This window comes from Flavobacterium ginsengiterrae, from assembly GCF_039539785.1.
Classification (GTDB): domain Bacteria; phylum Bacteroidota; class Bacteroidia; order Flavobacteriales; family Flavobacteriaceae; genus Flavobacterium; species Flavobacterium ginsengiterrae.
Genome location: NZ_BAABDU010000001.1, coordinates 28,526 through 42,185, shown reverse-complemented (window position 1 = coordinate 42,185; position 13,660 = coordinate 28,526). Strand labels below are relative to the sequence as shown.

General features: G+C 34.9%; 15 protein-coding genes. 3 read left to right on the top strand and 12 right to left on the bottom strand.

The features are described from left to right. Positions 1-15 precede the first annotated feature (15 nt). Positions 16-855, top strand: a complete 840-nt coding sequence (locus tag ABD859_RS00150) for an alpha/beta fold hydrolase (RefSeq protein ID WP_345138594.1) — start codon at positions 16-18, stop codon at positions 853-855. Between the two features lie 106 nt (positions 856-961). Here ABD859_RS00150 and ABD859_RS00145 read toward each other — a convergent pair whose 3' ends face one another. From ABD859_RS00145 to ABD859_RS00130, 4 genes are all read right to left on the bottom strand, one after another. Beyond that, positions 962-1,579, bottom strand: coding sequence for a hypothetical protein (locus tag ABD859_RS00145; protein WP_345138591.1), 618 nt, complete (start codon positions 1,577-1,579; stop codon positions 962-964). Positions 1,580-1,795: 216 nt separating this feature from the next. Continuing rightward, complete coding sequence (locus ABD859_RS00140) at positions 1,796-2,251, bottom strand: response regulator (RefSeq protein ID WP_345138589.1); 456 nt, start codon at positions 2,249-2,251, stop codon at positions 1,796-1,798. A gap of 188 nt (positions 2,252-2,439) precedes the next feature. Then, positions 2,440-3,630: a DUF4932 domain-containing protein gene (locus ABD859_RS00135; protein WP_345138587.1), complete on the bottom strand. Its 1,191-nt coding sequence runs from the start codon at positions 3,628-3,630 to the stop codon at positions 2,440-2,442. A gap of 161 nt (positions 3,631-3,791) precedes the next feature. After that, positions 3,792-3,977 (bottom strand): bacteriocin, encoded by a 186-nt coding sequence (locus ABD859_RS00130; protein ID WP_345138584.1) that lies wholly within the window; start codon positions 3,975-3,977, stop codon positions 3,792-3,794. A gap of 531 nt (positions 3,978-4,508) precedes the next feature. Between ABD859_RS00130 and ABD859_RS00125 the strand changes: the two genes are divergently transcribed. Next, on the top strand, positions 4,509-5,213 hold the full coding sequence (locus tag ABD859_RS00125; RefSeq protein WP_345138582.1) for an SDR family oxidoreductase: 705 nt from the start codon (positions 4,509-4,511) through the stop codon (positions 5,211-5,213). Between the two features lie 88 nt (positions 5,214-5,301). On the opposite strand, the gene ABD859_RS00120 is transcribed toward ABD859_RS00125, so the two are convergent. The 5 genes from ABD859_RS00120 to ABD859_RS00100 form a co-directional block, all read right to left on the bottom strand. Then, positions 5,302-6,309 (bottom strand): VOC family protein, encoded by a 1,008-nt coding sequence (locus tag ABD859_RS00120; protein WP_345138579.1) that lies wholly within the window; start codon positions 6,307-6,309, stop codon positions 5,302-5,304. 62 nt (positions 6,310-6,371) lie between these two features. Continuing rightward, entirely contained in the window at positions 6,372-7,229 is an 858-nt protein-coding gene (locus ABD859_RS00115; RefSeq protein ID WP_345138576.1) for an SDR family NAD(P)-dependent oxidoreductase, read from the bottom strand. A 162-nt stretch (positions 7,230-7,391) separates the two neighbouring features. Continuing rightward, positions 7,392-7,970 carry a Crp/Fnr family transcriptional regulator gene (locus ABD859_RS00110; protein ID WP_345138574.1) on the bottom strand — a complete coding sequence of 193 codons (579 nt, stop codon included), beginning with the start codon at positions 7,968-7,970 and terminating at the stop codon, positions 7,392-7,394. Positions 7,971-8,068: 98 nt separating this feature from the next. Further along, positions 8,069-8,389, bottom strand: coding sequence for a nuclear transport factor 2-like protein (locus tag ABD859_RS00105; RefSeq protein ID WP_345138572.1), 321 nt, complete (start codon positions 8,387-8,389; stop codon positions 8,069-8,071). A gap of 40 nt (positions 8,390-8,429) precedes the next feature. Then, positions 8,430-9,224, bottom strand: a complete 795-nt coding sequence (locus ABD859_RS00100; RefSeq protein ID WP_345138570.1) for an SDR family oxidoreductase — start codon at positions 9,222-9,224, stop codon at positions 8,430-8,432. 123 nt (positions 9,225-9,347) lie between these two features. Between ABD859_RS00100 and ABD859_RS00095 the strand changes: the two genes are divergently transcribed. Then, a complete protein-coding gene (locus tag ABD859_RS00095; protein ID WP_345138568.1) occupies positions 9,348-9,725 on the top strand; it encodes a winged helix-turn-helix transcriptional regulator in 378 nt (125 codons plus the stop codon). Between the two features lie 14 nt (positions 9,726-9,739). Here the strand turns inward: ABD859_RS00095 and ABD859_RS00090 are convergent, their stop codons facing one another. From ABD859_RS00090 to ABD859_RS00080, 3 genes are all read right to left on the bottom strand, one after another. After that, positions 9,740-11,029: a family 8 glycosyl hydrolase gene (locus tag ABD859_RS00090; protein WP_345138566.1), complete on the bottom strand. Its 1,290-nt coding sequence runs from the start codon at positions 11,027-11,029 to the stop codon at positions 9,740-9,742. 36 nt (positions 11,030-11,065) lie between these two features. Further along, entirely contained in the window at positions 11,066-12,016 is a 951-nt protein-coding gene (locus tag ABD859_RS00085; protein WP_345138564.1) for a glycoside hydrolase family 43 protein, read from the bottom strand. A gap of 146 nt (positions 12,017-12,162) precedes the next feature. After that, positions 12,163-13,656 (bottom strand): RagB/SusD family nutrient uptake outer membrane protein, encoded by a 1,494-nt coding sequence (locus ABD859_RS00080; RefSeq protein WP_345138562.1) that lies wholly within the window; start codon positions 13,654-13,656, stop codon positions 12,163-12,165. Between the last annotated feature and the right edge of the window lie 4 nt (positions 13,657-13,660).

Here is a 13,660-nt window from a genome sequence, read left to right as displayed (position 1 = left end):
ATTAAAATCAATCATATGAAAACAGCAGTAAACTCGGAAATTAAATTCGCAGAAATTAATGGAAGGAAACTGGCTTATCGTTCCATAGGAGAAGGACAGCCGTTTATATTAGCAAACAGGTTTAGAGGTGACCTAGATGTATGGGATCCATTATTTCTGGACAAGCTGGCAGAAAAGTATACAATTATCACTTTCGATTACACCGGACTTGCGTCTTCCACAGGAACTCCAGGTACATCTATTCTGGATTTTGCCAATGATATAAAAGACCTGGCAGATGCACTGGGATATAAAAAAATCATTGCAGGCGGCTGGTCATTTGGCGGGTTTGCTGCAGTTGTAGCCGCAACTGAATTTCCAGAACTGATAACACATACTGTGGTTATAGGCGCAAATCCTCCCGGAGAAAACAGCATTCCTATCGAAGAAATGTTTTTTGATGTTTCTAAAAGACCTGAATATACAATAGAAGACGAAACGTATTTATTTTTTGAACCGGCATCTGAACGCAGCAAAAAAGCCGCTGTACGAAGCCGTGAGAGAATAGCTGAAAGAACCAACGGACATGATAAGAAAGTTCTTGAAGAACTTTGGAATCATTATACTCTGGGCTCCGCAGATTACGCTGTTGATCCAACAAATGCACGTGAAAAACTTAAAAAATTACAAAATCCCGTACTTGTTATTATGGGAGACCATGATGTGTGTTTTCCTGTTGAAAACTGGTACGCTTTAAACAGACAGTTAAAAAATACACACCTTATCGTTTTTCCAGAGGCAGGTCACGGTCCTCAGCATGAATATCCAGAATTAACTTCTTCATATATTTTTGAATTTATTAAAAATATTCAATAAATATGGAAGTGTCTGATACAATAATCTGGGCCGGATAATTTATCCGTGTCCAGAATTATAATAAAGTTATTTATGCTCAATCCGCATACAATTCTACAAATACTGATTAACCCAAAAAGTCCATCAATCTTCTTTGCAGAATATCTTCACTTATATGTCCGAAATGAAATCCCAGAATATTATAACTTTCATCAAAAATAATAAAAGAAGGCGTTCCTTGAAGCTGGTTCATTGTAAAGGTCTCTCCAACTAAAGGCACTTGAGAATAATGTGATTTTACTTTCTTCACTAAAATCTCTTTTTCAGTATCCGAAAAATTTGAAAAATTTGGAATAGCAGCACACATTAATTCTATTTTATTTGAATTTAAAAATTCTGCAGAAGGCACAATTTTGTCAAAAGCAGCAGGGAAATTTATCTTTTCACTATAAGCAGAAATACCATAATTTGTTTCATAATGCTTTTTAACAGCTCCAACTAAAGTCCCGTTATTCAATAATAGTTTTAAGTTTGCTTCGTTATTAAATTCAAAATCTTCAAAAGCAGTTGCTACTCCAATAAAACCCACATCTTTTTGAAACAATCTGTAAAGATTATTTATTATGGGAATTCCATATATAAAACAACCAGGACAATTTACCTGAAATACAAATGCTATATTAACCTTTTTAGGCACAAATTCCCCTTGAACTAATTCTTCTGTATTGAGATAAAATTTTGACATCAGTTTTAATCTTTAGCTATTAAACCCTTCTATATTTTTTTCAATTTTATAATTTATTCAAAGTTAGCTGGAATTTAAAGTCAGCTGACAGTCCAGTTTTTAAAAGAACTTAAATAATCTGGATATAATAATTCTTTTAGCGAACCAGACTGGTTTTAAAGTCTAAAATATATAGCAATAAAGGATTCTACGGGAATATAGTACGAAAGATAATCTTTAAAAAACAAAAATATATCTTGGTGAATCTGACTGCATTGTAAGCAATTTAGCTTTTAAATCTGTACGCAATCCACTGCAAAGATTTTTCATTATGGATTTTAAATCATCATAATTAGAAGGTTTTATAAAGTAAGCTTCGGCACCAAGATTTTGAGCAAGAGATATCCCTTCCATTCTGGATGAAGTTGCTATCATAATTACAGGGACTTTTGCGATTCGATCGTCGGCCTTAATATTTTTGAGAAGCTCCCATCCGTTCATCTTTGGCATTCCGGCGTCTACTAAAATCAGATCTGGAAGCGAAAAAGCAGTACTCGTAAGCCTATTTAATGCTTCACTGCCTCCGCCTGAGTATTCAAACGTGATGTAATCAGCTGTATGTTTTACTGCCATCTCAAAAATCTCCGCATCATCTGAGTCATCATCAACCAGCATTATTGTTTTTTTATTCATTTTATAAATTTACGCATTGCTGTACTTTAAAACAACATAAACTCAAAAAATAATAAACCTTTATTCTGAGTTTAAAAAGCTTAAAAGAAAGCAGTACAGATTGTCATATCTGAAATTACAGTTTTTTGTTTGTGAGGTGAAATTTTTATAGATCCTGAAACAAATTATGAACATCAACAAACTGATCTTTAATTCGATATCAGTCTGTCAATATCTTCTGGTTTTAATACATCCAGTGTCTGAAATATAACTGGCAGAAAACTTTTAAAATCAGGATATTTTTTTCGGTCGGTTTCATATTGAACAATAAGATTTTCTAAAAAAGGAAGCAGTACAAATCCCATCGTCACTAAATGTTCTTTTCTAAGACGTTCTTCTTCCGTTTTATCACCCATCAGCATTGCTGTTCGGATTTCCCCAAGACGCACCAGATGTTCGGTAATACAATTTTCCCAATTATTGATATAGGACTTCTCTAAATGTTTTTTCAGTTTAGGAGTAAAAAGAATGCTTTCACGGTCAATTTCTTTTTTGAAATCCTTTAAAAGCGGATTCACAAAAGAGTGTCCAATTTCATGAACAGTCAAAAATCTTGTAACCTCTTTATTATTAAAGCCAAATTCTTTATACTCAGACAGCCTTTCTTTATATGGCACCATTACACTTGAACTAAATACCATAGAAGGCATATTTCCTTTTTTAGTCTGCAGCTGGATGCCAAATGCTCTATAATTATCTTCTCCTTCAGTAATAGGCATTCCCGGCATTAATATAAAAATATAGCCTGGAAATTTCTTTCCATACCATTTTTCTTCAAATGGAATCGACTGCACTCCTATATCTTTAGCAGCTTCGTTTAGAGCTCCTTTATAGTATTCCTTATTATCTCTTAGATATTCCCCAACCTTTGCCTGAACATAAAATTCATTTAAGAGTATCGTAAGTTTTCTAACAAGAGACTCGGCTTCAGGGTATTTTAAAGTATCACGCAGGGCAATATCTTTGGGAAGATCATATCGAAATCCTGTCTGTGGAAAAGGTTTGCAATACCAAAGATATTCAAGAATTTGTGAGTTATCATTTAAAACAGGACGCAGCTTTGCAAGTACATTGGCAATCTTTAAAACCACATCGCTGTCTTTGTATTTCATGAAATGAGCCGCAGAATGGCTTACCAGAGGCTGATGATTATAACTTTCACCCTTATGACTAAAAACATAATAGTCAATGTGTTCTACTGCCAGTTTTTCGGCAAAGAAATACGTTTCGATATTTTCGTTCACATTAATTGATATGGTTTTGGAAAGTGACATACCATACTGTGCTTTTACTGAAAAACACAAGATTAATGCGATAAACAATACAAATGATTTTCGCATATCGGTTCTTTTTAGAATTCTAAGTTACTTCTTTTTTTAGAAAATTACCCTAAATCAAATATTTAAGACCTTCTCAAAACAAAACAGAACCAAATCAAAAGAGAGGGAAATAAATCCCTCTCTTAAAAGATGTAAATCTATTAATATTTTAAAATTAACTATTATAAAGAAAAACAGCATCCGCCTCCGGCTAAAGGATATTCTGGAGGGCATGCTCCATTTTTTAAGATAGCCTCTCCACTTATAAGTGCTTTTGCACAAACTTCTGTTACGCCTCCGTTTACCGCTTTTAGCTCTTTTTTAGTTAATTCCTGAGCTCCGCCTAATCTTAGAATTTTTTTTAACATAATGTAAGGTTTTTAAATTTTAGTTAATACCCAATCATTTTAAGACACTTGGGATTTTTGTCTATCCTCGCGCAAGAATTTTTTCTATATTTTATATGAACTAAATTTCTTTTCTTAAATGAATACTTTTTTAAAACCATTTAGAAAATATTCTAATTCACTTAAAGCTTTTTACAGGATACAATTTTACCTTTTTACTAATGCATACTTGAATTCATGATCATACTGCTTGTCATAATTATATTATTTTAAAAATAAACTGAAACAAACAAATACGTACGAATATACTTTATTTAAATATCATTTCTTTACGGCTTTCCTCATTTTCAGCTTTTATTTAATTATTGAATAAAAACCTTTTAATCAGGAAATAAAAATTTATGCATGCACTTTCTTTTGTCTCACTTTTGTTAAGTTCACGGCTGTAACGGAAATTTGTCGTATTTTTATAAATCGTCTGTCTTAAAAACATAAATACATAACCAAGCACAGAACACGACAGTAAAAGAACTTAAATTAATTTTAAAAAAAATGCAGAACATAGACAACAAGGTAGCGTATATAACAGGAGCGGCGAAAGGTATTGGTTTTGGAATCGCAGAAGCTTTAGTAAAAAACGGAGTAAAAATCGCTATTTCAGGAAGGGATAGTGAAGCGCTTGAAAAAGCACAACAAGTATTAGGAACACAAAATGTACTGATTATTGAGTCTGATGTCAGAAATTTTAATGACGAACTTAAAGCCGTTGAACAAATAATATCCAAATTTGGAAAACTGGATGTTGTTATTGCCAATGCAGGAGTGGGAAAATTTGCACCCATAGACGAAATGTCTCTTGAGGATTGGAATTCGATGATTGACACTAATCTTACCGGAGCTTTTCATACCCTAAAAGCGGCTGCAGGACAACTAAAAGAGAACAAAGGCTATTATATTTCCATTGCATCACTGGCGGGTGCGAATTTCTTTGCTAATGGTGCCGCTTACAATGCCTCAAAATTTGGTTTGGTAGGTTTTACACAAGCTGCCATGCTGGACCTGCGTGATTATGATGTAAAATGCACCACCATTATGCCAGGATCTGTTACTTCAAACTTTAACGGCCATACTCCGAATGAAAACGATAAATGGAAAATTCAGCCTTCTGATATAGGACAAATGGTTGTTGATCTTTTGAGAATGAATCCTAATGTGCTTCCAAGTAAAATAGAAGTCCGTCCAACGAAAACAAAATAAATGATGGAAATGCTTTCATAATACGTTAGTTGTAATAAATAAAAAAGCCAGAATTATTTCTGGCTTTTTTATTGAGTAAGAGCGAAAGTTATTTTTGCTGGTCAACGAAAACGTATAATTTCTGTACTTTTTCTGCTTCAATTACAAATAAATCCATTCCGCTTACAACTGAAGATTTTGTTTTTGAACCAAACTGCCAGTACAATCGAACAATGTTATGATTGGTTTCTACAGATTTGGCAGTAAATTTAAATTCAGGATTTTTAGTCTGAAGTTCAACAATAAATTTACTGATTTCCTCAATTCCTTCAGCAATAAAATGACGATCGACCATTTCTACATCTGATGCATAAACTTGATTTAATAAAGCTTTACGTTTTGCTTCGTCTTTTTCGTTCCAGATTTTTAGATGATTTTCTACTATTGCTGTGTTCTTTTTTGAATCGAAATCAGTTTCAGAAACTTTTTTTATTTTCACATCCTTTGGTGACCATAATACTGTTTTTGGGTTTGACTTTTGATAGCCTTTTCCGTTTGGATATGAAACTAATTCCATCTTAGAACCCCAAGGTGTTTCAAAATAAACCCAAGATTCTCCTGCGGTATCTCCAGATGGCATTGTAAAAGGCTCTCCTAATATTTTCACCCCTTTGCTTTTTAAATATTGCACTGCCAAATTAATATCATTTACATAAAAAGCGATATGAGATGCTCCAATATCATCTGTATTTGGGTGTGTTTTACTTCCTTTATTATCGGCATATTCAAAAACTTCAATACTGGCTCCGCTTCCTGCATTGATCATTTTTATAGTAACGGCACCCGTTGCAGGATTAATATGGTTTAATTTTTTCCATTCAGCGTCAAGCGGAATTGGCCCTAATTGTGTCACAGGAGTAAAACCAAGCACATCGTTAAAAAATGTAACGGCTTTATCGAGTTCCGGCACATTGATGCCGACATGATCTATTCCAACAATTCCCGCATTATTTTGTGCTGTTGTTTTTTCTGAAGCAGAAAAAAGTATTAATAAATTAAGCATTGCTGCTGCAGAAGTTTGTACTTTTTTATTTGATTTTTTATATGTTGTTTTCATAATCTATATTTATAATTGATATTGTTATTGATATTGATATTGTTATTGATTTTAAGATGAAATTAATTAGTGTAAGCTGCTACCCATTTTGCTTTAATATTAGCACGGGCTTCAATAAATTCTTTATCAGTTCCCTGAGCAATTGCATCTAGTGGAAAACGAAGCGGTCTCTCTCCTTTTTTCATACTTACCAATTCTAAAATACCATTGGCAATGGTCTGCGGATTCATATCAAACTGAGCCATTTTACCAAATAATGCTGCTCCCAGTGCGTTGAATTTTTCAGTTGCTGCTTCTCCGTATTCGGCTGCGATTTCTGCTTTATCGGCATGAATACCAGCTTTTGATCCATTATTCATTTCTGTTGGATACACACCTGGCTGAATGCTTACGTTTTCAATTCCGTAATCTGCCAATTCATCTTGTAATCCTTCTGTAAAACTTTCTACCACAAGTTTTGAAGCGATGTACGGAACCATAAAAGGAAGTGTATGCCCGCTTGCTCCGGTTGTGATATTGATTACAAGTCCGTTTCTTTCTTTTCTCATAGAAGGAAGCACTGCCTGATACATACGAAGTACGCTGTAAACGTTTACATCGAACATTTTACGAACCTGATCAACAGAATAGCCTTCAAGCAGACCAAAACCGCTTACTGCTGCGTTATTGATCAGAACATCAATTTTTCCGTATTTTGTGATTACTTTCCCGACTGCATTATTGACTGATGTGTCATCTGTAATATCGATATCTACGACTTCGATATTTTCGATTGCACCTAGTTCTTTTGCTGCAGCGGCATTTTTATCATTTGTGTTGCGCATTCCTGCAATAACTGAATGACCAGCATTTGCTAATGTTACGGCTGTAAGTTTTCCAAAGCCTGTACTTGTTCCTGTAATGAAAATTGTTTTTGACATGATTTCTAATTTTTAAATGTTTATAATGTTTGTTCTTTTGAACATTACAAAGGTGCGTTGAATGCAAAACCTGTACATTGATTAGAAATAAGTAAAAACTTGATCTAGATCAAGAGTTTGAAATAGACATAAAAAAAGGAGCTTTAAAAGCTCCTAGTGTTATTATTTTTTTGCCGTTTGTTTCCGAATACGGCTTAACGTTTCTGGTGTCATACCCAGATATGAGGCAATCATAGCTTGCGGAATTCTTGATGCAAAGCCCGGATACTTGTTTATAAAGTTTAAATACTTTTCTTCGGCTGTTAAAGTCAGCGACGCCTGAATTCGGTTTTGAGCTGCTATAAAACTTCTCTGTAAAATAGCATTTACCATATTATTAAAAGCTGGAATTTCTTTGCATAACAATTCAAAGTTTTCATGTGTAAAAAGTACGAGCTCAGTATCTTCAATAGCATCAATATTAAAACGCGATGGCTGCTGCATCATTAAACTTTCTCGATCACCAGTCCACCAGTTTTCTATACTAAAATTATTGACATGCTCTCCTCCTTTTTCATCTACAGTGTAAGTTCTTACACAGCCCTGAGTAATAAAGGCATCATATTTCCAAACATCTCCCTCCTGCAGTAAATATTGTCTTTTACGCAGTTTTTTAATAATAGCAAATGATTGTATACGTTCTGATTCTGCCTGTGTCAGTTCAGTTTTTTCGTCGAGGTACTTTTGGAATATTTCATACATAGAATGTAAAATTATATAAAAGAATTTTTGAAACTATGAGAAACCCGCAAAAAAATAAAAAAGCTAATAATTAAGGATTCAACAGCTGCCTATAACTATTAATCAATTTTAAGTGATTGAATACGTTCTGCCTCAAATTTAAAATTATAGGTAAGAACTAAAGGACTGCCGGGAAAAGTTCCAGATACTTCTGCTTTTAAACTTCCTTTTTCTGGATCACCTTCAAAACTAAGCGGTTTCATTACCGCATTATATTCCTTTGATGATTTTTCGATCCAGTTTTTTATGTCCGTTTTTCCTGTATAGTTTTTTCCTTCATCAAATACGATTGCTGTTTCTGAAAAACAATCAGCGAAATGAGCACTGTTAAAACTATTTTGTGCGTTTACTAAGTCTTGTATTACTTCTGGTAAGTTCATAATTTATCGATTTAATTGTTAATTACTTGTGCTTAATAATTTAAATTGTAGGCACTGTACCGCCGTCAATTATATATTCTGTTCCTGTTAAATAGCCCGCTCTAGGCGATACAAGGAATCCGACAAATTCAGCAACTTCTTCTGGTTTCGCTGCTCTTCCATAAGGTATTCCTCCTAAAGCATTCATGACACTTTTTTCAGCTTCTTCGATCGAAATATTGCTGCTTTCAGAAATACGTTCCATCATTCGTACAGATGACTCGGTCATAATCCATCCCGGAGAAACGGTCAGTACACGCACACCTTTTGAAGAAACTTCTTTAGACAAACCTTTGCTGTAATTAATCAATCCGGCTTTTGCAGCGGCATACGGAAGAGTCGAATCGTATAAAGGTAATTTTCCCTGAATCGAAGCAATATGAATAATCACACCATTTTTATTTTCAAGCATTTGAGGTAAAAATGCCTTATCTAATCGAACCGGCGCTAATAAGTTGGCCTGCAAAGTTTCTTCCCAATCTGTATTGGTTAATACTGCAAAACCGCCGCCCGGAGTTTCTGAGCTTCCAAGATTGTTTACAAGAATATCAAGCCTGCCAAATTTTTCCAGTACCTCAGCAGCAACTTTAACGGCAGCTTCGGGTTTACTTAAATCTGCCGATATAAAGTGTAAATCTGCATCGGGATTTTCCGGCTGGTTTCTCGCAGTGATAATGACGTGAGCGCCTGCATTTTTTAAACGTTGTGCTATGGCTTTGCCCGCTCCTTTTGTTCCTCCTGTTACCAGCGCAATTTTGCCCGATAACTCGTTCTGATAATCTAATTTGTTTTCCATCTTAATTTGTTTTGTACAAATTTCAGAACTAAGGAACTTTCTCACAAGTACGGAGTTACGATTCATATAGGGATAAATTTTTCCCCTATTGCACAAATCAGGACATACTAGTACTTTTACAATATGTATGAAAGAAAAACAATACCAAACTTAAACTGCGGACTTGACCTGATAGGTGAAGTATTATATGGTAAATGGAAGATACGACTGCTTTGGTTTATAAACGAAGGTCATAAGAGACCAAGTGAGTTACAGCGCAAAATTCCCGATGCTTCCCGCAGAGTCCTGAATATCCAGTTGAATGAACTGGAAGAACATGAACTTGTTACCCGAAAAATATATCCTGTTGTACCGCCAAAGGTAGAATACAGCTTAACAGAATTTGGCCAGAGTTTAATTCCTGTAATAGGAACTTTAGGCCACTGGGGAGATGAGCATCAGGAAAGGCTTAGGTCTTTAATTATTAGAAAATTTCCAGCAGCAGATACTGAAACAAAATAAGATATTTTGTAAACTCAAGGAGTTATAATTTGATAATTACCGCTAAGATGCATCAGGCTGAAAAGATACATTAAGCCATCATAATACGGATCAAAATAACCATCTTCAAACGGTTCTAATTTGGCGTTCCATACAGCATGAACAAAATCCATACTTCCTTTTTTGGAATTAATTAATGAAGTTGTAGCAGCTGTTGATACCAATCCAATGGAGTGTCTGAGCTTTTTCACCGGACCCGCCTGAAGTATAAAATCCGGAGTAGAACCATCTAAATTATATTGATCTACATAGGTATCCATTCCTTTTGACCGCAGAAAATTTTGAAATCTTTCGGCATATTCTTCCTGCCATTTTTTATCTTTTCCGTACCAAGTATAATCCATTGCTATATTCATCGGAACACGCCATGAATCGTAACGAAATGCTGCCGGCATCCATGATGTCGAATGCGGTTGTCCGTTAAATTCAGTATAATCTGCTGTTAATCCTGTTACCGGATGGCAGGCTTTGTGTAGAAAATTACGTGCAACTTCGGCACATTCTTTATAAAACGCTTCGTGACCGTCTTTTGCATAAAGCGCCCATATTTCGTAGAATGCAGGAACATGATAAGAAGGATCTGTCCAATTATAACCGCCGCCTTCGGGAACAAAAGTTATTTGTTTGTGTTCGGTATTGATAATATTGAATACATTACCAGTTCCGTCTTTTTTCCACATCGCATCTAGTATTCGTCTTCCTTCTTTATAATAATGTATTCCCGTATCATTACCCCATTTATTTGAAGCAAAAAGCAGACTTGTAATATAATACAATTCTCCATCTGAAGCTGAACCTTGGGAATTCTGTTTTTTTGTATGCGGATTTACACTCCATGCAAAATAAGCTTCGCGAGGGCCATCCTGATGCTGCATATATTTTACCGACCATCTCCAGAGACGGTCAAAAACATCTTTTTTGTTAAGCTGTACGGCAACCATCATTCCGTAAGACATTCCTTCTGTGCGGGCATCATTATTTTTAATATCAGAAACATATCCTAATGAATCGCCTTCTTCAAAATAAACTTTGTTTGGACCTTCAAAAATATCATAATAAGCTTTAGCCAGTTTTTTATCTATTTCTGACTGACTGTAACCTGCTTCTTTAAAAAGATTACGATAATGAGGTCTTTTAGAATTTGATTTTTCTACATTATTTTTAGTTTGTCCTATCACTAAAATGGGAATAATGAATACACACATCATGATCAAAACTGGAATTCTGCTCCAGAATTGCGTTTTAAAAATGCTTTTTGCTGTCATGAATTTTATTTTTTTAATAATAAAATGAAAATCGATTTACTTGACTTTTTTAACTCCTTCCGTAGTCTGTACTATTTTTTTAATACTGCCGTCTTTATTGTAATACAAATAATCTACACAAATAGAACGCCTGTAACTGCCTCCTGTTGGCAGACTTCCGTTGTGATAAAAAAAGTATGATTTGCCTTTGTAATCAATAATTCCAGGATGTGTTGTAAAGCTGTTCGGTACATTTTCCTGAATTATTCCTCTATAATCCCACGGCCCTGTTGGGGTTTTAGATGTACAATATTCTATCATTTCAGGTTTTGTGCCTTCACTGGCATACACTAAATAGTACAATCCTTTTCTTTTGTAAAGCCAAGGTCCTTCTATATAATTTTTAAGTTCTACGACAGTTATAGGACTATCCAACTCTATCATGTTTTCTTTAAGTTTCACCCACTTACAGCTTCCATTTCCCCAATACATATAGGCTTGTCCATCATCATCGACAAATACGGTTGGATCTATGTCGTCCCACGAATGTTTCTTGTCTGTGGTCATTTCGTTCGTTATTAATGCCTTGCCAATTGCATCTTTAAAAGGTCCCGTAGGACTGTCTGAAACCGCTACTCCAATTGCTGCGCCTCCTTCGCTTACATTATCCTTTTTATGAAATGTAGAAACAAACCAGTAAAATTTTCCATCTCTCTCAACACACTGCGCGGCATAAGCATCACCATTTGCCCAGGAAAATATACTTGGCGAAAGAACAGCCCCGTGATCTTTCCATGTTTTCATATCTGTGGTAGAAAACACATGCCAGTCCGCCATTTTGTAATTTGTATCTTCTGTAGTTGCTGTATCGTGTCCGCTATACAAATAAAGTATGCCGTTATGCACTAAAGGCGCCGGATCGGCAGTAAAAATATCTTTGATTATAGGATTTTGTGCTTGTAACTTAACTGATAAACAAATGACCATTAATAAAATTATCTTTTTCATTTTATATTTTGATTTTGATTGTCACAACTCGGTTAAAACTCTTAAATAGAAGTTTGAAGTATTATAGAACAAATAAACAGCGCAAGAAAAGCTATTGCGCTGTTTATCAAAAAAAACTAACTTAAACTAACCAATATTTAACTCTTTTAATACCCCGGATTATTATCACTAGGTTTTATGTTTGGATTTGATGAGGTTTCTCTGTTTGGTATAGGCCATAACTCACTTTTTCCAGCGGTAAAACCTGTTCCCTGCAATTCTGTATTAGCAATTCCCCATCTTATAATATCATCAAAACGAGACTGCTCTCCGGCTAATTCCACTTTGCGTTCGTGAACAATCGCGGCAAATACAGCTTCTTTTGTTGGAGCAATATTTGTTGTTAAATTCGCTCTGTCTCTCACTTGTGTAATGTATGCAATGGCAGCAGTCTGTGAACCTCCTTCTCTTTGGTTTTCGCATTCGGCTTTCATAAGCAGTACATCAGCATAACGCATCACTTTGAAATTTATACTTGATCGTGTAGCTTCGTCTTCTCTGTTGTAATAGTTTTGATATTTTTTCCATCCCGCTCTTCTAATCCCCGCAGAAGTAGTAAAATTACTGGCAACCATTACTTTAGTTCCTTTTAAATATGTTGAACCCGGTACATAAAATGTATCTCCAAAACGGTCATCGCCGGCTTCGTATGAGTCTAGTAAATTATCTGACGGATACACATTATACCAGCTTAAATTTCCATATTCCTGTCCTCTTAAAGTTGATTCTTCAAAACCAGTTCCGCCGCTGTCACCTTGAGAACCCCACTGGTCTCCGGTTCCATTTTTTTCATCAAATTCAATTTCAAAAATAGATTCTTTACCATGCTCTGTTTCTTCCATAAAGTTGTTATAAAAACTTCCTTTATCTTCAAGACTGAATCCGGTAACGTTATTTAAAGCCGTAAGCGCCTGGTCATATTTCTTTTGGTATAATAATACTTTCCCTAAATAAGCAAAAGCCGCTTCTTTAGTTGCTCTTCCTGCAGTTTCTGTACCTCTTGCCAAAAGATTTTGAGACGCAAATACAAGATCTTCTTCAATCAAAGCATACACTTCGGCTTTTGGACTTCTTGCGTTCCCTACAATAGTTCCTGTTTTATAAATAGGAATATCACCAAAACGTTTCACTAAAAGAAAATAATAGTAAGCTCTTAAGAAATGTGCTTCTCCTAAAAACTTATTCTTCTGCTCTTGCGGTAAAACCGAATTTGCCAACGCATTGATTTTATCTTCATTGTCTAATACGAAATTTGCTCTCGAGATTCCTATGTAACAAGATTCCCAGTAATACTGAATAATATCATTTCCGGCATTAAAAGAAAAATCCTGAAATGGTTTCTTGTTTCCTTCTAATTGAGGATTTCCTAAAGCTTCCTGACTCATAAGATCCATGGCAAATGAAAAATTTCTACCATAAAGCCCTCTTGTCTGCAGGTTGGCATAAGATGCATTTACAGCAGACTGTACCTGATCTTTAGTTTTAAAAAATGTGTCCGGAGATAAGGTGTTAGGATTTGTTAATTCTAATTCACCACTGTCGCAAGAAGTTAGGCTTAAAACTCCCGACAGAACTAAAAGTATATATTTTATTTTTCTCATCATC